Below are 19485 nucleotides of genomic sequence, written 5' to 3'. Positions count from 1 at the left end.
CGCAGATGCGCAAAGGCCTGCCGCGATCGACGGCAGGCCCTTGCGGAAACAGGGCCTGCCGGCAGACCGGCAGGCCCCTGGTGGCGCGCTTACTGACCGCGCATGCGACCCTGGAAGCGGGTGCCGCCATTGCCCATGTGCGCCAGCTTGATCTTGCCGATCGCGTTGATGCGCTCTTCGGCAAGGCGGTCAGCCGCCTTGTAGGTCGGGATGTTCTGGGTCTTGGAGATCTCGAAGATGCGGCCCAGGTTGTAGTAGATCGTGCGCATCATGCGCATCGCGCGCTCGCGGTTGTAGCCGTCGATTTCCAGCGACACGTTCATCACGCCGCCGGCGTTGACCGCGTAGTCCGGCGCATACAGCACGCCGCGACGCTGCAGCTCGTCGCCGATCTCGTCGGTGGCCAGCTGGTTGTTGGCCGGACCGCAGATGATCTTCGCCTTGATGCGGTCGATGGTCTGCTCGTTGACGGTGCCGCCCAGGGCGCACGGCGAATAGACGTCCGCATCCACGTCGTAGATTTCGTCCAGGCCCACCGCTTCGCAACCCAACTCGTCGACGCAGCGCTGCACCGCTTCCTTGTTGATGTCGGTGACGAACACCTTGGCGCCCTGTTCGCGCAGCAGCTTGATGTACTCGCCGCCGACGTGGCCGCAGCCCTGCACGGCATAGCTGTACTTGCCCACGTCCTCGTTGCCATGCTTCGCCTGCAGCGTGGCCATCAGGCCTTGCAGGGTGCCGTAGGCGGTGAACGGCGACGGGTCGCCCGAACCGCCGTGCACCTGGTGCACGCCGGTGACGTATTCGGTTTCGCGGAACACGTATTCCATGTCGTTGACGTCGATGCCGACGTCCTCGGCGGTGATGTAGCGGCCGTTCAACGAGTTGACGAAGCGGCCGAACGCGCGGAACAGCGCCTCGGACTTGTCCTTGCTCGGATCGCCGATGATCACCGCCTTGCCGCCGCCCAGGTTCAGGCCGGCCACCGCGTTCTTGAACGTCATGCCGCGCGACAGGCGCAGCACGTCGTTCACCGCCTCCTGCTCGGTCTTGTACGGCCACATGCGCAGGCCGCCGAGCGCGGGGCCCAGCACCGTGTTGTGGATCGCGATGATGGCCTTCAGGCCGGCGTCCTTGTTGTGGCAGAACACGACTTCTTCGTGACCGGTGTTGGCGATGGTTTCAAAGATCATTGGAACGGTGACTCCATGATTTACGGTGCCGGTGGGCATCTACAGAGGGTGGCGGAGAGCATGCGGGACTTCGCCGGGGGTTTGAAAACGCCTGAAACTGATCGCCCCGACCGGAGCCGGGGCGATGAATCAAAGCGTCAAGTTTAGTACGTCACCCCCGCAGGTGGTGCCGCGGCGCAGCAAGGCGCCTGCGTATGGAGGCTTCGGGCGCGGCGCGGCCGACTCCGGAAGCGGGCTGCGGCCCCCTACATCCGGCAGTTCGGCGCATGCCCGCTGCTGCGCGCCTGCTGGTACGCCGGCAGCAACTGCTCGGCCTGCCGGTTCAGCGCCTGGGCGCGGTTTCCCGAGGACGGATGGGTGGACAGGAACGCCGGCGGCTTGCTGCCACCCTGGGCACCCATCTTTTCCCACAGCGTCACCGCCGCCCGCGGGTCGAAACCGGCCTGCGCCATGTAGCGCTGGCCCAGCGTGTCCGCCTCGCTTTCCTGGGTGCGCGAGAACGGCAGCAGGATGCCGACCTGGGCGCCGAGGCCCAGCGCGGCGGCCGCATAGCCGGCATTGGTGCCGCGGGTGCCGGCGTAGATCGTGCCGGCCGCCACCGCCGCCTGGGTCGCCATGTTGTCCGACACGCGTTCCGCGCCGTGCCGCGCCACCACGTGCGACAACTCATGCCCCAGCACCACGGCCAACTGGTCCTGGTTGCTGGCCAGCTTGAACATGCCCTTGTTCACGCCGATGCGGCCGCCGGGCAGGGCGAACGCGTTGGCGCTGTCGTCGTCGACGATCTGCACCTCCCACTGCTGGGTGTTCCATGGCGGCGGCAGTACCGCGATCAGCGCGCTGGACACGCAGGTGGCGTAGGCGCGCTCGCGCGGCGCGTCGACGAACTTGCCCTGCTTGCGCATGTCGTTGAACGCGGTCAGCCCCATCTGGCTCATCTGGCTGTCCGACACCATCATCAATTGCGAACGCCCGGTGGGCGAGGTGACGCAGCCGGCCAGCAACGTGGCAGCCAGCGTGGCGAGCAGATGGCGGTGTTTCATGCGTGATCCCCTGAGGACGGTCGTGATTCGAGCATAACCGCAGGAAATCACGGTCGGGATCAACACGGCGTTGATGAAATGTACGAACGATCGTGCTATTTTCTGCCGCATGACGACCGCAACCCTCCCCGGCAAACGCGCCACCACCCGCGAAACCATCCTCGACCACGCCTACGCGCTGGCTCGTCGTGACGGGCTGGAAGGCCTGTCGATCGGCAACCTGGCCGCCGACGTGGGCATGTCCAAGAGCGGCGTGTTCGCCCACTTCGGCTCGCGCGAAGAGCTGCAACTGGCCGTGCTCGACACCGGCCGCAACCGCTTCGTGAGCCAGGTGCTGATGCCCGCCCTGAAACAGCCGCGCGGCCTGCCGCGGCTGCGTGCGATCGTGGCGAACTGGTTCGCATGGAGCCGCGAACACCAGAGCGGTTGCGTGCTGCTGTCCGCCGCCAGCGAATACGACGGCCGCGACGGCGCGCTGCACGATGGCGTGGTGCGGCAACAGTCCGGCTGGCGCGATGAATTGCAAAAAGCGATCGCGCAGGCGGTCGAGCTGGGCGAGCTGCGCAGCGACACCGACGTCGCCCAGCTCGCCTTCGAGATCTACGCCCTGATGCTCGGCCTGCACCACGACGCCGGGCTGTTCGGATTCGACGAAGCCGGCCAGCGCACCCGCGCGGCCTTCGAGCGCCTGTGGCGCAGCTGGCAAACCTGAGGCGAAACCCATGTCCACCGTCATCGACCGACTCAAACTCACCACCGTGCGCACCGGCTTCGTGCTGGGCGGACGGATCGCACCGAAGCGCACCGTGAACCGCGCCGCGCGCCTGTTCGCCACCCCGTTCGCCAGCAGCCGTGTTCGCGCCGACGCGGTGCAGGGCGATGCGCAGATGCAGCGCGGCGAGTTGCAGGTCCGCGGCGAAACCATCGCCACCTACATCTGGGGCGATCCCGCGACCCAGCCGTACACGCTGCTGGCGCACGGCTGGTCCAGCTTCGGCCTGCGTTTCCTGCCGTGGGTGGCGGGCTTGCGTGCGCTGGGCTTCGCCGTGGTCACGTTCGACCAGCCCGGCCACGGCCACAGCAGCGGCAAGCTGTGCACGCTGCCCGAATTCACCGCCACCACCCACGCGATCGGCGAACACTACGGCCGCGCCGCGCTGGCCGTCGGCCACTCGCTGGGCGGTGCCGCCGTCACCTTCGCCCAGGACGAGGACTGGCATGCCGATCGGCTGATCCTGGTGGCGCCCGCGGCGGACATGAAGGCCGCGGCCAGCCGCTTCTTCCGCTTCGTGCGCCTGGGCGAACACCTGCGCCAGCCGTTCTACGACTGGCTGCTGCGCCGCACCGGCGTCAGCGTCGAACAACTGCAGGTGCATCGCCGCCTGCCTGCGCTGGGCCAGCCCGCACTGATCGTGCACGACCTCGACGACGCCGACGTGCCGTGGGGCGAGGGCGAACGCTACGCCCAGTTCTGGCCCGGCGCGCGACTGTTCACCACCCAGGGCCTGGGCCATCGCCGCGTGCTCGATGCGCCGGAAGTGATCGACGCCGCGCTGGCCTTCGTGCGCGGCGAAGTCGTCGGCACGCGGGTGATCGGCAGCCCGAACCTGGCGCTCTGCCTCTAGCCATTCCCGCCAGCGACTCCTTCGCCTCCAGGCCCTCCCGGTTGCCGTCATTCCCGCGAAAGCGTCGATGGCAAGGGGTCGGTACAGCCGCATGTCCGTACGCCAAGGTACGCCGGCAATCCCGCGAGCCCGTCGTCGATCCACTAGAATCGACAGGTTCAAGCATCGATGCCGGAGTTGCCATGAGTTCCCCCGCCAAGCACGTCCCCGCCAGCGCCCCCCAGACGGAAACCACCCCGCTGCGCTTCGTCACCGCCGCCAGCCTGTTCGATGGCCACGATGCCGCCATCAACATCATGCGGCGGATCATCCAGTCGCAGGGTGCGGAGGTGATCCACCTGGGCCACAACCGCTCGGTCGAGGACGTGGTGCGCGCCGCGCTGCAGGAAGACGCCGACGCGATCGCGCTGTCGTCCTACCAGGGCGGCCACGTCGAATACTTCAAGTACATGGTCGACATGCTGCGCGAGCGCGGCGCCGGCCACGTGCGCGTGTTCGGCGGTGGCGGCGGCACCATCACGCCGGAGGAAATCCGCGAGCTGCAGGCCTACGGCGTCGAGCGCATCTACCATCCGAACGACGGCATGAAGCTGGGCCTGGTCGAGATGATCGAGGACGTGATGAACCGCACCCGCGCCGCGGTCGACCAGCGCGTCGAAACCGCCGCCAGCAAGGTCGACGTCGATGACGAAATCTCCATCGGCCACATGCTATCCACCATCGAGGAAGGCCGCCTCGGCGACGCCGAGCTGGAACGCCTGCGCAAGGAATGGAAGCTGGCCGGCAAGCAGACCCCGGTACTCGGCCTCACCGGCACCGGCGGCGCCGGCAAGTCCAGCGTGGTGGACGAACTGCTGCTGCGCTTCCTGCACGCCTTCCCCGACATGCGCATCGCCGTGCTCGCCGTCGACCCCACCCGCCGCCGCTCCGGTGGCGCGCTGCTGGGCGATCGCATCCGCATGAACTCGTTGAGGTCCCATCGCGTCTACATGCGCTCCATGGCCACCCGCCGCCAGCACGCCGCCACCAGCGTGGTGCTGCACGACTGCATCGACTTCCTGAAGAGCCAGCCGTACGACCTGGTGATCGTCGAGACCGCCGGCATCGGCCAGAGCGATTCGGAGATCGTCGACCTGGTCGACTTCCCGGTCTACGTGATGACCAGCGACTACGGCGCCGCCAGCCAGCTGGAGAAGATCGACATGATCGACTTCGCCGACCTGGTGGTGCTCAACAAGTTCGACAAGCGCGGCGCCGAAGACGCGCTGCGCGACGTGCGCAAGCAGTGGAAGCGCAACCACACCGCGTTCAGCGTGAAAGATGACGACGTGCCGGTCTACCCGACCATCGCCAGCCAGTTCAACGATCCGGGCGTCACCTGGATGTTTACCAACCTGTGCCGCCTGATGCGCGAAAAGCTGCATCTGGGCGCGGCCACTTCCAAGGCAGGGCAGCCCGCTCTGGAACCCTCCCCTTCCAGGGGAGGGCAGGGTGGGGTAGCCCCAGCCGAAGCCGGATGCAGCTGGACCCCGCAACTCGACACCACCCTGAAAGAACCCCGCGCCACCGTGCTGATCCCCGGCGCCCGCGTGCGCTACCTCGCCGAGATCGCCGAGCAGGGCCGCGCCATCAACAAGGGCATCGAGACCCAGGCCGAATTCGCCAGCAAGGCGCAGCACTACTACGAAGCATTGAAGGAACTGGGCGACGACAAGCTGCCCAAACCCCTCGACCTCTACACCAGCGACGCTCTGGATGCCTCCCTTCCCCCGCCTGCGGGGGAAGGTGCCCAACGGACGGATGGGGGCACGGCCACGACCGACCGTTCCATGCTCCTCCTGCGCCAACGCTACAACGCCGCCCTCAAGGAACTCAGCCACGAAGCGATTCATCAGCTGCGCGAATGGCCGGCGCTGTACCAATCGGTCACCGCCGACGTCAACGAATACAAGGTCCGCGACAAGGTCATCCGCGTCGACAACTATCGCGAATCCCTGAGCCACCAGAAGATCCCGAAGGTCGCCCCGCCGAAGTCCAAGGACTGGGGCGAACTCGTCACCTTCCTCGGCAAGGAAAACCTGCCCGGCCACTACCCGTACACCGGCGGCGTCTACCCGTACCGCCGCAGCGGCGAAGATCCCACCCGCATGTTCGCCGGCGAAGGCACGCCCGAGCGCACCAACCGCCGCTTCCATTACCTGAGCCAGGGCGGCGCCGCCACGCGCCTGTCCACCGCGTTCGACTCGGTCACCCTGTACGGCGAAGACCCCGCGCCGCGCCCGGACATCTACGGCAAGATCGGCAACTCCGGCGTCAACATCGCCACGCTCGACGACATGAAGAAGCTGTACTCCGGCTTCGACTTGAGCGCGCCCAGCACCTCGGTGTCGATGACCATCAACGGCCCCGCGCCGATGATCCTGGCGATGTTCATGAACACCGCCATCGACCAGAACGTGGAGAAATACCTGCGCGCTGATGACGCGCGCTGGGCGGAAGCGGAAAAGAAGATCGCCAAGCTCTACGAAGGCCGCCAGCGCCCGCAATACCTGGGTGACCTGCCCAAGGGCAACGAAGGCCTCGGCCTCGGCTTGCTTGGCGTGTCCGGCGATGAACTGGTCGACGCCGAAACCTACGCCCGCATCAAGACCGAAACGCTGACCCAGGTGCGCGGCACCGTGCAGGCCGACATCCTGAAGGAAGACCAGGCGCAGAACACCTGCATCTTCTCCACCGAATTCGCGCTGCGCATGATGGGCGACATCCAGCAGTACTTCGTCGACCACAAGGTGCGCAACTTCTACTCGGTCAGCATCAGCGGTTACCACATCGCCGAAGCGGGCGCCAACCCGATCAGCCAGCTCGCCTTCACCCTCAGCAACGGCTTCACCATCGTCGAGTACTACCTCGCCCGCGGCATGAAGGTGGACGACTTCGCGCCCAACCTCAGCTTCTTCTTCTCCAACGGCATGGACCCGGAATACACCGTCATCGGCCGCGTCGCCCGCCGCATCTGGGCCCGCGCCATGCGCGAGCGCTACGGTGCCAGCAGCCGCAGCCAGATGATGAAGTACCACATCCAGACCTCAGGTCGCTCGCTGCACGCGCAGGAAATCCAGTTCAACGACATCCGCACCACGCTGCAGGCGATGTACGCGCTGTTCGACAACTGCAACTCCCTGCACACCAACGCCTACGACGAAGCGATCACCACGCCCACCGAGGAAAGCGTGCGCCGCGCGGTGGCGATCCAGATGATCATCAACAAGGAACTCGGCCTCAACTTCAACGAGAACCCGTGGCAGGGCAGCTACGTCGTCGACACGCTGACCGACCTGGTCGAGGAAGCGGTGTACAAGGAGTTCGAGGCGATCAGCGAGCGCGGCGGCGTGCTCGGCGCGATGGACACCATGTACCAGCGCGGCAAGATCCAGGAAGAGTCGATGTATTACGAGCACAAGAAGCATGATGGCTCGTTGCCGTTGATCGGCGTGAATACGTTCCTGCCGAAGGATCATGGGGGGGAGATTGCTACCGAGATCGAGTTGATCCGGTCGACGGAGGAGGAGAAGGGGGCGCAGATTGCGCATGTGAAGTTGTATGGTGAGGCGCGGAACTCACTGGTGCCGGGGAGCTTGCGGACGCTGCAGGACACGGCGCGGGAGCGGGGGAATGTGTTTGAGCGGTTGATGGAGGCGGTGAAGTACAACTCGTTGGGGCAGATTTCGCATGCGCTTTATGAGGTGGGGGGGGAGTATCGGCGGAATATGTGAGGAAGGAGGCACGGATGGCGCTTTTCAACGGATATGTAGGGGGCGAGGATGAGGCTGAAGAATCTCAGTCGATGGACGCTTGATGATCAAACGGTTGGGCTTCTGTTTTTTGCTCAAAGACTAGATGAGCTCTTATTTGACTACACCCTTGATACTTATAAGCCGCCCGCATTAAATGCACCCTTTCTATGCGTTGAGGCGATTGAACTTATTTATGAGATAGACAAGGGCTTCATTGAGCCGGCTAATCTTGAGCCGGTTCTGGAGGAGCTAACTTGGAGTCTTCAAAATGACGATGTCGCGAAAAATCTGCTAAACGCAGATATCAATTACTACACACTTAGAAATGACGAGACGCCTCTGCCCGTAACGAAGCTACGTTTGGAGGCGCTGGGCCGAACCATTAATTCAAGTCGGTATCTTCATGCTTTAATTGATAGGCTTGCAGTAGCAGTTCGACAGTCCGCAAAGCGAGAAATCGACAGCCTCGCTTCGTCGCTAGTTACGACATTAATCAATGTGGGGATGAGTAAGCAGTTCATCTTCAACTCCACGCAGGAATATTTCTTTTCGCCCGACGGCTCTGACATATGTTCGCCAGACGATTTGGACGGATTTATTAGTTTGGTAACGCCCAAGATTCATAGCTACTCTGTATATTTTCTGGGTTCTTCACAAATTAAGGGTGTGTCGGGATCTATAGGTTCGTTCGGGCTTGAGATACTTGATGAGTTGCCCGAAGAAAACGCAGAATACCTATTGGATAATCCAAAAACGGAGAATGAGGTATTTATCAAGGTCCTCAAAGTCAGGGCCTTCGACGCTTTTTCCGCGCGTCACAAAGCCTTCGGTCGGCTGGACAATCTAAGTGATCTTTTCACTCTGTTCTACCATAAGAGCCAGTTGACGTGGCGTCCAGAGGCTTTAGTTGTTCGTCAATGCTGCGACAAAAAGTCTGCGGTTGCCATTGCTCCGAAAGGGCCGATGGAAAAGGCCTTTGATTTACGGCCAGATAAGGCGTCTAAGGAACTCAACATTTTGTTGACTAGATTTTCTGCGCGAAATGATCGAAGTAGCTTTCAGCGTTTTAATCGTGTGGCTGATCTTCACGGTATTTGTGTCGCACAGGATATTGCTGACAATCAGTTGGTAAATCTGTGGACCGCTATTGAGACCTTAGTTCCATCGCATGTCGGTGGATCAAAGATTAAACAGGTTATAAAGGCGACAACTCCATTTGTTGCGCGATCTTACACAAGAAGGCTGCTAGAGACGCTTCTCTTTGATTTGACCAGATGGGATCGATGGAGAATCAAGAAAATACTGAACAAGGTGCCTTCCGAGAAAGGTGCGTCTGCTCTACAGAAGGTTGCCCGCCTAATAGCGTCAGAAGATTGCCGGGAAATTCGTGATGAGTTATATGGGAGACTTGGCGATTTTCATCTTTTGCGATATCGATGTTTTAAGCTATCAGAACAGCTCGCAACATCGAAAAATATTATTTCGATGCTCGATCGGCACGAGAAGAAAGTGGCGTGGCAGCTCCGGCGGCTCTATCGTGCACGAAATTTAATCGTGCATACTAGTCGTAGTCCTTCATACCTTAGTACGCTTATAGAGAACGGGCATAGCTATTTTGATATTATGCTTTTCGATGTCATTGGACTTTCCTGTGGGGAGTATGGCGCTGTTACAATTGAGCAGTCGTTCGAACTCGGTGCGATCCTATACGGAAGTTTTAGGAATCGACTTAATAGTGTGGATAAAATTGACGGCGAATCTTCTGAATTGCTAGTGAGTAAGGACGGAATCTAGAAGCCGAAACGATTAAAGGATTAAAGGGGACGGGATTAAAGGGGACGTGGCTAATTAAATGTCTTGCTGGCCGCTTGCCCGCGGGGGCCGCCCACGCGGGCGGCACACGGTAGGGTGTCCGAGGGTGGTTTCCACCATGCGCTGGAAGGAGCCAAAAACGGGGTCGGAGCCAAAAACGGGGTCAGGTTCACTTACAACCGTTTGAATTGTCATGAGGCGGTCGATGTGGGGGCCTGATGCCGGCGAAGCGTTGGGTGTTGGCATCCACCATCGCGCGGAAGTCATCGGGGAAAACGGGGTAAGGTTCACTTACCGCCATAACCGGGCAGTAACGGGCTCCGTTTCACTTCTAAAGGAGAGGGTTCAGTTGACCAACGACGCTGCTCGCACAAGTGCTCTGGAACGACTTGAGCGCGTCAGATTTGGAACTTGCGCTCTGCACCGCGCGCTTGAGCCAAAAACGGCAAAAACGGGGTCAGGTTCACTTACAACCGTTTGAATTGTCATGAGGCGGTCGATGTAGGGACCTGATGCCGGCGAAGCGTTGGGCATTGGCTCCCACCATCGCGCGGAAGTCATCGGGGAAAACTGAATTAAAGGGAATTAAAGGGGACGTGGCTAATTAAATGTCTTCCTGGCTGCTTGTGCGCGGTGGTCGGCCGCGCGGGCGGCACACAGCGGGGCGTCCGAGGGTGGTTTCCACCATGCGCTGGAAGCGCTCGTCACCAAGGGCGCGTTCCTGGCTGGCGTGCGCGCTCAGCTGCTGCAGGTCATCGGGCGCGATGCCTGCGTTCAAGCATTGCTGATAGGCACGGGCGCGTTCGTTGGGGTACTTCCCATCGCGAGTGCCACAAGATCGGCGGGCGCCCGTCTCGCCGGTATCATCCTCGAGCATTGGAAAAACGGTGGAAAAACAGGGTCAGGTTCACTTACAACCGTTTGAATTGGCGCACGGCGAAGGTGAACTGCCCCGCTGCGTAGCGGCAAGATGTCTGGATGGCTGAGGTGGGGTAGAAGGGAACCTAGCCACGTTTTTATGCTTGACCTGTTCCGCGAATAGAAAAGAGGAGGTCGACAATGTTAATGGGCTTTATTTTTTTCGCCTGGCAGAGCACTGCGACTCCTCCACCGTCCAACAACGGGTCTGAATTTCGGCGCTTGGTTGCGGCTGTGCGTGAAATGTCTAAACCTGATCCAGACCTCGTGCCTACGCTCGATGAAATCGCCGTTTGCCAAAAGGCTGGGGGCGACGCAGTGAACTGTTACGTAGATGCATCACCCAAGCGTTGCAAGGAGGCCTCAATTAATATGGTTGGCAACCCAGCCTTGTGGAAGCGAACTTGGTTGCTATGCGTCAAGTCGTGCGCTCGGGCCGGGGTATATGACCGGTACCTCGGCGATTGTCGGAGATAGAGGCAATTAAAAGGAGACAAAACAAAGTAAAAACGGGGTCACCATTTCGCCGTCCGTAGTCAATAGGCCCGCACTTGCTCTTGCTCTTCCCCGGTGATCGAGCAAAAACGGGGTCAGGTTCGCTTACAGCCGTCTGAACCTCTGAGAAGCGTGCCGTGCGAAGGCCTGCTACGGGCATGTCGTTGAGAAACAGGAAGCGCCCCTAGTTGAGTGCCGATTTCCGCACTCTCGGATAGATCCATCACGGAGTTTGAGACAGCGCATTAAGGAGATTGAGCATGGTCGACGCCAAATTCCAGAAATCATCTGTTCGTGTTGCAAACGAAATATCGCAATTGAAAGCGCAGCAACATGTCGCCAAAGCTAGAGAATTGCTTGAACATAGTGGGTTGGCGCGTACGGTTAAGAAAGAATCTTCGCTGCCCACAGTTCGGATTGGGGTGTGCTTTCGCACGGATGGTGGCGGAGCCGTTCACGGCGACCATGACGTCAAAGGCTTGTTGGCGATTAATGACCTGATTCCGGGTCCCGGCTGCAGAGTCGTTTGTGTACCGCTGCCTGCGGGGGCGTCGGGGCCCGTGACACCGAATCGAGATGCGTTCTGTTCCTTCAACGAGCTGGATGGCATAGATCTGCTGTATATCCCTGGCGCACCTGCTGCCCCGGCCAGTCAATCAGCCACATCGCAACACTTGGATCGATCCTCGGAGGAGCGAAACTTCAACCGCAAGTTGGACCCGGGTCCCGACCGCCCGGGCGGGAGGAAGGCTGGAGCGGCTTACGACAAGGCCCTGCGAGAGTTCACGGAGGCCGCGAGTCGTGCCCCATATGAAGCAAGGCTGCTCGACATTGCCCGTGTGCGCGGGATTCCTGTTCTCGCCATTTGCGCTGGCTCATGGCGTTTGCTGGAAAGTTACGGTGGGAAGGTGCGCACATTGCCACTTGCGGAGAGGGGTAAACACAAGTCGGTGTCGACCCAAGCGAGCGATGTCTGGGGGCTCTCCCACGGTGTAAGGATCAGCCCTGAAACCATGGTCGGTGATCGTGGCGGAAAATTGAGTGGGATAAACTCTACACATTGGGCGGTTGCCTGCATTAGGTACAATGCCAAACGCAATGATTTCGGTTTGGCGCCCGTCGATCCGAGTGCGGTAGATCCAGACAAAATGCTGGAAATCTCAGCATTCTGCGACGATCCGTTGTCAGCCACTGTAGAGGCCTTTGAAACACGCTTTGGAGCGCCCCAGATAGGCATACAGTGGCATCCTGAAACTTACATGCCAGGCATGCCCGGCCAGGCGCAAGGGTCTGTTGGGGGGCGTATACACGCCCAACGGCTTTTCCTATTCATCGTGGGGGCGGCGCTCACAGCGCAGCAGCGAAGGGCGGGTATCGCCAAGGCACTGGATCGGGAGGCACGTGCCTTCGCCGTAATTGGCAATGCCGTGCGGGAAGCGGATCGCGGCGACTTCGAGGCGGCTGGTCGACTCGTCAAAGCCGTAATCACCCAGTTTTCTCGTGACCTTTGGTCTGGGCGCATGGAATTGACTGCAGACGCCATTCGTCTCATCGCTGAATCCCATGATTTGGATAGGGAGGGCAAGCCAGTCGGTGCCGGAAATTTGTATCGAGAGGCGCTCTCCAAGTTGAGCGCAGCTGGTGTGCGAATCTGATAAACCTCAGAGAGAAAACAGGGGTTGAAAATAGGGGTCAGAGTGCACTTTTCGGAAACAGGGTCGGAAACAGGGGGGGCAGAGTGCATTTTAAAAGTCGACTCTGACCCCTGTTTTCCTTAACTTTCTCCGCCCCGTTTAGGCCGAAATTGACGCCGCAATGGGCTACCCTTTACGGAGAAACGGGGGCGCATATGAGCGAAGATCAGGAACAGACAAACACTTCAGCGCCATTGTTGGCCGCCGGCCGGCTCCTTTCCGCACTGCCGAAAATTGCTAGTGGCGTTCTGGGAATCACTGCGATCGCTTACGTCGTCGGATGGCGGATGTCAGCAGCTTATTATTCGGAGCTTGGCGCCAGGTGGGCGTTCGACCTGATGAGTATTGCGCAGGTAGCACGCTCAGCGGCTTGGGTTGTTTCCTTGACAGCTGTGTTGAGCGCGGGTTGCGTCATGCACTTCATAGCCGGCCATTCCACTGCCAAGCGACTTGGCAGGTGGGCTGTATTTTGGATGCTTTCTGGATGCATCACTTGGGTCCTTAGCGATCCCCCGTGGGGTTTGCTCAAAACCTCTTGGGCGCATGGATTTACTTTTCTGACTGGACTCTTTTGGGCGATCGCGACCGGGGTATCGGTTGGCGAATTGACGGCCATACTTGCGAGCGGAAGACGGTTTGAAGGCTACATGCCCTATCTTTACGACGGCATTGTCGTCTATGGGTTGATCTTCGCCCCGGGCTTCATCGGGCAAGCGAGTGCTGAATTCCAGGGTGCGAGTGCGTCCCACTTGCCGCTCGTCACGGTGCTGGCAACGTCCGACAGTCGTCCATGGCGATTGGTTGGACCTGTCGGTGATCAATTGCTTTTGATCCTGCCGAGCGACGATAAGGCAAAACGTCTATTCAAGCTCGTTAGTCCTACTTCACTTGCTTTCATAGAGTCGACCGAGGCCCATGGCGTAGAAGCGGGCAACCGCCCCGCTCCGGTTGCTCGGAAATAGCGGGCTTCCACATCCAGTGGAGCGCCTTCTTTGTTCAAGAGCGGGGTCAGGTTGAGATGGCCCATTCGGGCCCGATGGGGCCGGGCATCATGACGTCGGAATTAAAGGGGACGTGGCTAATTAAATGTCTTCTGGCTGCAGGAATTAAAGGGGACGTGGCTAATTAATTGTCTTCCTGGCTGCTTCTGCGCGGTGGCCAGCCGCGCGGGCGGCACACAGCAGGGCGTCCGAGGGTGGTTTCCACCATGCGTTGGAAGCGCTCGTCACCAAGGGCGCGTTCCTGGCTGGCGTACGTACGCAGGTGCCGCGAAACAGGGGTCAGAGTGCACTTTTCGTTGCTTGGTTATTCAGGAGGTGTCTCATGAAGGGCGATGAACTCGTTAGTTATCTTAGGCGGCAAATGTCGTTGGGGACTGATCGTGCTCTGGCAAAGCATCTAGGCGTAACAGAGATATCAATTGGAGCTTGGAAGCGGCAGAAAGCTGACCTGTCACCGCGCCAGATCTGCAATATCATCAGGAGTGCGAGCAAGGCGGCAGTCTCACGAGCGCACGACGGAATGCTACGGCCGATCATTGAATATTTTCCGATCAATCCTGTCGAGTCCGCGGGCGGGATCAAGTACGAGCTTTTCGCTACTGGGAAAGACGACAATCCCCTGCATGTTCAGCTTCGGAAGTGCCTCTCCGAGGCAAAGGGTGTTTATATCTTCTACGATTCGCGCGGCCGAGCACTTTACGTTGGCAAGGCCAAAGACCAGTCGCTCTGGCACGAAATCAAGAATGCTTTCAATCGGCAGCGTGATACACAAACTGTATATCGAGTTAGTCATCCGACGCGTAGGCAGAATTTCAAGGCTGCCTACACGCTGGGTCGGCAGCCTACCCGGACCCAGCTTAAGCTTAACGATCTGGCCGCCTATGTCAGCGTCTATGAGGTTGAAGGCCCAATGATTAACAAAATGGAGGCCCTTCTAGTAAGGGGCTTCGCAAACGACATCCTGAACGTTCGGATGGAACGTATGTAGAACGAGAAACAGGGGTCACCATTTCGCTGTCCGTAGTCAATAGGCCCGCACTTGCTCTTTCCCGGGGCAAATGAGGACGGAGGGAGTTAAGTAGAGATAATTCCCTCCGTCCCTTCTATCGTTAATGGTTTAGGGCGTGTCTTTAGAGAGCCGTACAGAGAATTAAAGAGAATTAAAGGGGACGTGGCTAATTAAATGTCTTCCTGGCTGCTTGTGCGCGGTGGTCGGCCGCGCGTGCGGCACACAGCAGGGCGTCCGAGGAAAACAGGGGTCAGAGTGCACTTTTCGGAAACAGGGTCGGAAACAGGGGGCAGAGTGCACTTCAAAAGTCGACTCTGACCCCTGTTTCGAAAGTCGACTCTGACCCCTGTTTCCGTCCTCTGACCCCTGTTTCCACCACAAAAACTGCCAGCATGCCCAACGCCTCTCCGCATCAGCACATCCATACGGATCGAACGTCGTGGCCGAGTTGGCCGGCGCGGACGATACCTCGGATGCTCAGGAACTCCGTGGCATCTTGCGGTCGATTTCCGGTCGGCTGATGCGCGGCCAATTTGTCTATTGAGGCACGCCATGCAAATCTGGAATTGGAGTGGTGCAGCAAACGGGTTCACGACGCTACTGCCGGTGCGGGACGAGGACATCCTGGCTGGTGTGTTCACAGCCGATGGCACGCACAAGACATGGGATATCCGACCCCAGGTCATGCCCGGTATCGAGCGGGTCAAGAAGAAGCAACACCCGCTGGGAGACCTGAGCTTCGTGATGGGCGCGAGCGTCGTCTTGAACAGAAAGGCCTATGAGGCGCTCAAAAGCTTTCTTGAGCCGTTCGGTCAGTTCCTGGAACTCGACATGGTCGACGAGACAGGCCTCGGTGGCGGCGATCAGCGTCTGTACTTCTACAACGTCACAAACGTCGTTCAGTGCATTGACTTCGATCGCTCGGAGACCGAGGGCAAGAAGGTCATCAAGCCAGCCTTCCTGCCGGACTCCGTACCGCTCAGCGCACAAGTGTTCAAAGACCCGTTGCGGAAGAAAATGGACATCTATTTGAACGAGGCGGCGCACGCAGAGCTGAGCCGTTTGCTGATTGGAGCGGGGCTTCGTGGATCAACCTTGACGCGGGTGTGCTGAGACGCCAACGGGGTTCGGGCAACCAAGAACTAACGAGGTCACCATTTCGCCGCCGGGGTCAATGGGCCCGCACTTGCCCTTCCCTGTGATCGTGAGGAGCAATGCCCGTCTTGCCGCTGACCACCCGCCGCTGTGTTTCATGCGGCGCGAGGATCGCGCCATATTAAAGGGGATGTGGCTAATTAAATTCACTCATGGCTGCCCGCCCGCGGTGGCCGCCCACGCGTGCGACATACCGCCGGGCGTCCGAGGGTGCTTTCCACCATGTGCTGGAAGCGCTCGTCACCAAGGGCGCGCTCCTGGCTGGCGTGCACGCTCAGCTGCTGCAGGTCGTCGGGTGCGATGCCTGCGTTCAACCATTGCTTGATAGGCACGGGCGCGTTCGTTTGGGGTGCTTCCCATCGCGAGTGCCCCAAGATCGGCGGGCGCACATCTCGCCAGTATCATCCTCGAACATTGCACTTCGTGGGAGCTGACCGACCGCGCATGTCAGCAAGTGAACCTGACGCCGCTTGCAGGACCCGTCGGCATGGGAAAGCGAAACTGACCCGTGCGGTTTGACCCGATCTTCCGCCCCATATGATCAGACGCGGTTTTTCTTTGATCTGGTCGCGCTTCCTGTTCGTGCTCGTGTAAAAATCAGGCAGGACACTTCAAGGGGCGGCAGACAGTGAGAATGCTTCAATCGGGCGCTTGCGCCAATTGCGATCGCGCCATTGCCGGTCCTGACCAGAAATTCTGTCCCACTTGCGGCCAAACCACGCCCGCACACCGCATCGATTGGCATTTTCTCGGGCATGAGCTGGAGCACAGTGTGCTGCACATGGACCGGGGCATCTTTTATTCGCTCAAGGAGCTGATGCTGCGGCCGGGCCATTTGATGCGCGACTACATCGAAGGGCGGCGCGCCAACCAGGTCAAGCCGATGTTGCTGTTGATGATCTCGGCGGCGCTGGTGGTATTGCTTGGCAAGTTTCTGCTGGGCGGCGATCTGATCGGCCCCTCCCTGCAGGCTGGCGCCGGTTATGTGGAGGGCTCCAGCGTCGGGGTTGAGGGAGGCGCAGCGGCTGCAGCGTCGGCCAAGACCGCCGTTGCGGTGAAAGACTGGATCAATGCACACCTGGCCGCATTTACGCTTCTTCTCCTGCCGTTTCAGGCCGGGGCCTTCTGGTTGGCATTCAAGGGCAGGGGGCTGAACTACCCCGAATGGCTGGTGATCTCGGCCTTCCTGACTGTGCAGACCTTCATTTTCATGGCGGCTGCCGTACTCGTCCAGAGGTGGCTGCCAAGCGCGCAAATGTGGGTCGTTCCCTTTGCCTTCTTCTATCTGGTCTTTTCACTGGTGCAGTACTTCCAGAGCTCCTCGCGCTGGAAGACCGCGCTGCGCGCCTTGCTGGGCTTCATCCTGTTCACGGTGGCCAGCTCTCTGATCTCTGCTGCCGCAGGGTTTGTATTGGTCTCCATGTCGATGCTTGGCTAAAAGTAAAGAGGCGCCAGGGACGACTGGCACTGACTCAAGCTCGTCACCCCCTTTGTTCTGGCCCCCTTTGTTCTGTCATCCAGAAAGATGGCGCGTCGATTGATTCCGCGCTGGGTGATGTGGAGCGGTACGCCCGGGATTTCCAGGTGAGCTCGGAAACAGGGGGCGGAAACAGGGAGCAGAGTGGGCTTTCTCAAAGGCCCTTGATCCACATGTTTCTTGAGCTTTCACCGCTCTGACAGCGATCTTAGGTCAGTTCTTTCAGCGCCTTCTTCAACAACATGTCGTACGTCTGCAGTCGGAACCGCACATTGAGCTGCAGAAGGCTCGTCCAGTAGCCAAATACCAACGCGAAGACAAGGACGATCTCAATCCAGCTGGGGTGCGGCGGCCATTGGGCGTCCTTGAACTGGATGTAGAGCGCAATGAAGACGGGCAGTGCGCCTAGCTTCTCGATACCGCCGGTAAGCAATGGCAGCCGTTCGCGCAAGCGCTCCAGCCGATAGCTGGCGTAGTCGCTCAATTTTTCCAATTGATCGCGAGGGCAATTCTGTATCCAACGAATCAATTCTTGGTTGTGGGGCAAATCAAAATCCAGTTCTTCGGCAGCCTCGCGTCTTTCGCCAGCGAAGGTTGGCCATGAACGCGGCAGCTGAGTTGCCATGGCGATACCTAATGCAACCAATTCCACCAGCAGAAAGGTCGCGGTGATGATCACCGTGCTGAGATGGTTGGAAGGAAGGAGCTTTGCAGCCAACAAGCCAAGTCCCGCTGAGACGAAACCTATGGCCAAGCCCCAACGGGCTTTCTTTGTCATGTCAGTCGAGGCATATGGATGCTGCGGCACCTCCTCCAACTTGGCCTCCAGCGCCGCAAACGTCAGTGTTGTTTCCATATCTTCGCCCCTGTGACTTGCATTGTGCTGCGGTGATTCAGTTGAGCTGGAATTTAGCTTATCGGGAGGAGGCACATCAGCTCCGCGCGTCTGAGCCTGTACGTCGTGCTCCCGGCCTGACTATGCTGGCTCCTTCCAGGATTAAGGGGGACGCGGCTAGTTGAACTCACTCATGGCTGCTTGCCCGCAGTGGCCGCCCACGCGGGCGCCACACGGCACCGTGTCCGAGGGAGGGCGAGTTCTCCGGTTTTCAGGTCTCGGCCATGAATGCCCGCAGCGCAGCCGCAACCGCTTCGGGTTGCTCGTCCGGCGCGAAATGACCGCTTGCCGGAACCAGGCCGCCGTGCACATGCGCCAGCCCGCCCTCGCGCAGTCCGTCCACGTAGCGCCGCAGTTCGATGCCGCGTTCCGCCTCGCCACGCAGATAGAGCACGGGCGTCTCCACCTGGTGACCACGCGCGTCGCGGTTGTGCTGCGCGTCCTGCCCGAAGGCGCGATACCACTCGAAGCCCGCATGCAAGGCCTGCGGTTGCGCGTAGGCGGCTGCGTACACGTTCCGCGCTTGCGAGTCCACGCCCTCGGGGCGGGCGGACAATGAGTCGAAGAAGAAGGCGAAGTATTCGGCCTGGTGGCCTGCCACCAGCGCTTCCGGCAGTTGCGGCACGGCGTGGAATGCGAAATGCCAGATGTGCGGGTTGCGCTCCACCTCATGCCAGGGGGCCACGCCCGGCACCGCCGTGTTCATGATCACCGCCCGCTCCAGCACGCCAGGCCACGCGTGCAGGAAGGCATACACGATCATGCCGCCCACGTCGTGACCGACCAGGGTGGTATGCCGCAAACCCAGTTGCGCGATAGCCCCGCGCACATAGCCGGCCAGGGTGCGCTTGTCGCTGGCCGCCGGAAGCGTGGGAGAGCCGCCGATACCCGGCAGGTCGATCGCCACCACGTGCGCGTGCGCCGCCAGCGCGGCCATCACCCGCTCGAACGATTGCCAACAGGTCGGCCAGCCGTGCAGGAACATCACCGTCGGCTGCGTGTCAGTGCCGCCTTCGACGGCATGGATCGCAACGTCGTCCACTTCGAGTTGCCGATGGCGCCATGCGGCTGCGTCGTTTGCGTTCATGCGCGATGCCTCGCGAACGGGCGTCCAGCTTGGGCGACCCACTGTGAATCGCCTGTCGTCGGATAGGGCCTCGTTCAGTAGAAGGCGGCAGGTTTCGCTGCGTGCTCCGGGTTCAGACGCGAGTGCGAGGCAGGCCGGATGCGTGCTTCCTGCTTGGGAACGCAGCAGCCAGGCAACCAATGACTTGTGGCGTTTGCTTGCCACCACCTGTCGCCATAACCTCGTTCCGTCTTCATGAAGGATGGCAGCCATGCGCTCGTTTCATCTTCTTGCCATTGTTCTGGCCG

General features: G+C 60.2%; 14 protein-coding genes. 9 read left to right on the top strand and 5 right to left on the bottom strand.

Annotated elements, in window-relative coordinates; all coding sequences use genetic code 11:
* Positions 1–89 precede the first annotated feature (89 nt).
* Positions 90–1193 (bottom strand): Glu/Leu/Phe/Val dehydrogenase dimerization domain-containing protein, encoded by a 1104-nt coding sequence (locus I6J77_RS10825; RefSeq protein ID WP_056715671.1) that lies wholly within the window; start codon positions 1191–1193, stop codon positions 90–92.
* A gap of 245 nt (positions 1194–1438) precedes the next feature.
* Positions 1439–2236 (bottom strand): M48 family metallopeptidase, encoded by a 798-nt coding sequence (locus I6J77_RS10820; protein WP_056715674.1) that lies wholly within the window; start codon positions 2234–2236, stop codon positions 1439–1441.
* A gap of 109 nt (positions 2237–2345) precedes the next feature.
* Here I6J77_RS10820 and I6J77_RS10815 point away from each other — a divergent pair, with 109 nt between their 5' ends.
* The 8 genes from I6J77_RS10815 (at position 2346) to I6J77_RS10780 (ending at position 15697) form a co-directional block, all read left to right on the top strand.
* Positions 2346–2948 carry a TetR/AcrR family transcriptional regulator gene (locus I6J77_RS10815; protein WP_204108986.1) on the top strand — a complete coding sequence of 201 codons (603 nt, stop codon included), beginning with the start codon at positions 2346–2348 and terminating at the stop codon, positions 2946–2948.
* A 10-nt stretch (positions 2949–2958) separates the two neighbouring features.
* Complete coding sequence (locus I6J77_RS10810) at positions 2959–3861, top strand: alpha/beta hydrolase (RefSeq protein ID WP_204108985.1); 903 nt, start codon at positions 2959–2961, stop codon at positions 3859–3861.
* Between the two features lie 182 nt (positions 3862–4043).
* On the top strand, positions 4044–7634 hold the full coding sequence (locus I6J77_RS10805; protein WP_204108984.1) for a methylmalonyl-CoA mutase family protein: 3591 nt from the start codon (positions 4044–4046) through the stop codon (positions 7632–7634).
* A 48-nt stretch (positions 7635–7682) separates the two neighbouring features.
* Positions 7683–9449 (top strand): hypothetical protein, encoded by a 1767-nt coding sequence (locus tag I6J77_RS10800; protein WP_204108983.1) that lies wholly within the window; start codon positions 7683–7685, stop codon positions 9447–9449.
* Positions 9450–11140: 1691 nt separating this feature from the next.
* Positions 11141–12535 carry a gamma-glutamyl-gamma-aminobutyrate hydrolase family protein gene (locus I6J77_RS10795; protein ID WP_204108982.1) on the top strand — a complete coding sequence of 465 codons (1395 nt, stop codon included), beginning with the start codon at positions 11141–11143 and terminating at the stop codon, positions 12533–12535.
* 194 nt (positions 12536–12729) lie between these two features.
* Positions 12730–13536, top strand: coding sequence for a hypothetical protein (locus I6J77_RS10790; protein WP_204108981.1), 807 nt, complete (start codon positions 12730–12732; stop codon positions 13534–13536).
* Positions 13537–13897: 361 nt separating this feature from the next.
* A complete protein-coding gene (locus tag I6J77_RS10785) occupies positions 13898–14563 on the top strand; it encodes a hypothetical protein (RefSeq protein ID WP_204108980.1) in 666 nt (221 codons plus the stop codon).
* Positions 14564–15136: 573 nt separating this feature from the next.
* Positions 15137–15697: a hypothetical protein gene (locus I6J77_RS10780; RefSeq protein WP_204108979.1), complete on the top strand. Its 561-nt coding sequence runs from the start codon at positions 15137–15139 to the stop codon at positions 15695–15697.
* Between the two features lie 188 nt (positions 15698–15885).
* Here the strand turns inward: I6J77_RS10780 and I6J77_RS10775 are convergent, their stop codons facing one another.
* Positions 15886–16071: a hypothetical protein gene (locus I6J77_RS10775; RefSeq protein WP_204108978.1), complete on the bottom strand. Its 186-nt coding sequence runs from the start codon at positions 16069–16071 to the stop codon at positions 15886–15888.
* Positions 16072–16373: 302 nt separating this feature from the next.
* On the opposite strand from I6J77_RS10775, the gene I6J77_RS10770 reads away from it, so the two are divergent.
* On the top strand, positions 16374–17177 hold the full coding sequence (locus I6J77_RS10770) for a DUF3667 domain-containing protein (protein ID WP_204108977.1): 804 nt from the start codon (positions 16374–16376) through the stop codon (positions 17175–17177).
* Positions 17178–17424: 247 nt separating this feature from the next.
* Here I6J77_RS10770 and I6J77_RS10765 read toward each other — a convergent pair whose 3' ends face one another.
* Complete coding sequence (locus I6J77_RS10765; RefSeq protein WP_204108976.1) at positions 17425–18072, bottom strand: hypothetical protein; 648 nt, start codon at positions 18070–18072, stop codon at positions 17425–17427.
* Positions 18073–18322: 250 nt separating this feature from the next.
* The gene (locus tag I6J77_RS10760; RefSeq protein WP_204108975.1) at positions 18323–19450 is read right to left on the bottom strand and encodes an alpha/beta fold hydrolase; all 1128 of its coding nucleotides are present in this window, start codon (positions 19448–19450) and stop codon (positions 18323–18325) included.
* Between the last annotated feature and the right edge of the window lie 35 nt (positions 19451–19485).

This window comes from Rhodanobacter sp. FDAARGOS 1247, assembly GCF_016889805.1.
In the GTDB taxonomy this organism is placed as follows: Bacteria; Pseudomonadota; Gammaproteobacteria; order Xanthomonadales; family Rhodanobacteraceae; genus Rhodanobacter.
This window is presented reverse-complemented; position numbering and strand designations above follow the sequence as displayed.

Bases quoted from the DNA above. Each gene is read 5' to 3' on its own strand.
- I6J77_RS10825 (WP_056715671.1), bottom strand. From the start codon at position 1,193: ATGATCTTTGAAACCATCGCCAACACCGGTCACGAAGAAGTCGTGTTC.
- I6J77_RS10820 (WP_056715674.1), bottom strand. From the start codon at position 2,236: ATGAAACACCGCCATCTGCTCGCCACGCTGGCTGCCACGTTGCTGGCC.
- I6J77_RS10815 (WP_204108986.1), top strand. From the start codon at position 2,346: ATGACGACCGCAACCCTCCCCGGCAAACGCGCCACCACCCGCGAAACC.
- I6J77_RS10810 (WP_204108985.1), top strand. From the start codon at position 2,959: ATGTCCACCGTCATCGACCGACTCAAACTCACCACCGTGCGCACCGGC.
- I6J77_RS10805 (WP_204108984.1), top strand. From the start codon at position 4,044: ATGAGTTCCCCCGCCAAGCACGTCCCCGCCAGCGCCCCCCAGACGGAA.
- I6J77_RS10800 (WP_204108983.1), top strand. From the start codon at position 7,683: ATGAGGCTGAAGAATCTCAGTCGATGGACGCTTGATGATCAAACGGTT.
- I6J77_RS10795 (WP_204108982.1), top strand. From the start codon at position 11,141: ATGGTCGACGCCAAATTCCAGAAATCATCTGTTCGTGTTGCAAACGAA.
- I6J77_RS10790 (WP_204108981.1), top strand. From the start codon at position 12,730: ATGAGCGAAGATCAGGAACAGACAAACACTTCAGCGCCATTGTTGGCC.
- I6J77_RS10785 (WP_204108980.1), top strand. From the start codon at position 13,898: ATGAAGGGCGATGAACTCGTTAGTTATCTTAGGCGGCAAATGTCGTTG.
- I6J77_RS10780 (WP_204108979.1), top strand. From the start codon at position 15,137: ATGCAAATCTGGAATTGGAGTGGTGCAGCAAACGGGTTCACGACGCTA.
- I6J77_RS10770 (WP_204108977.1), top strand. From the start codon at position 16,374: ATGCTTCAATCGGGCGCTTGCGCCAATTGCGATCGCGCCATTGCCGGT.
- I6J77_RS10765 (WP_204108976.1), bottom strand. From the start codon at position 18,072: ATGGAAACAACACTGACGTTTGCGGCGCTGGAGGCCAAGTTGGAGGAG.
- I6J77_RS10760 (WP_204108975.1), bottom strand. From the start codon at position 19,450: ATGGCTGCCATCCTTCATGAAGACGGAACGAGGTTATGGCGACAGGTG.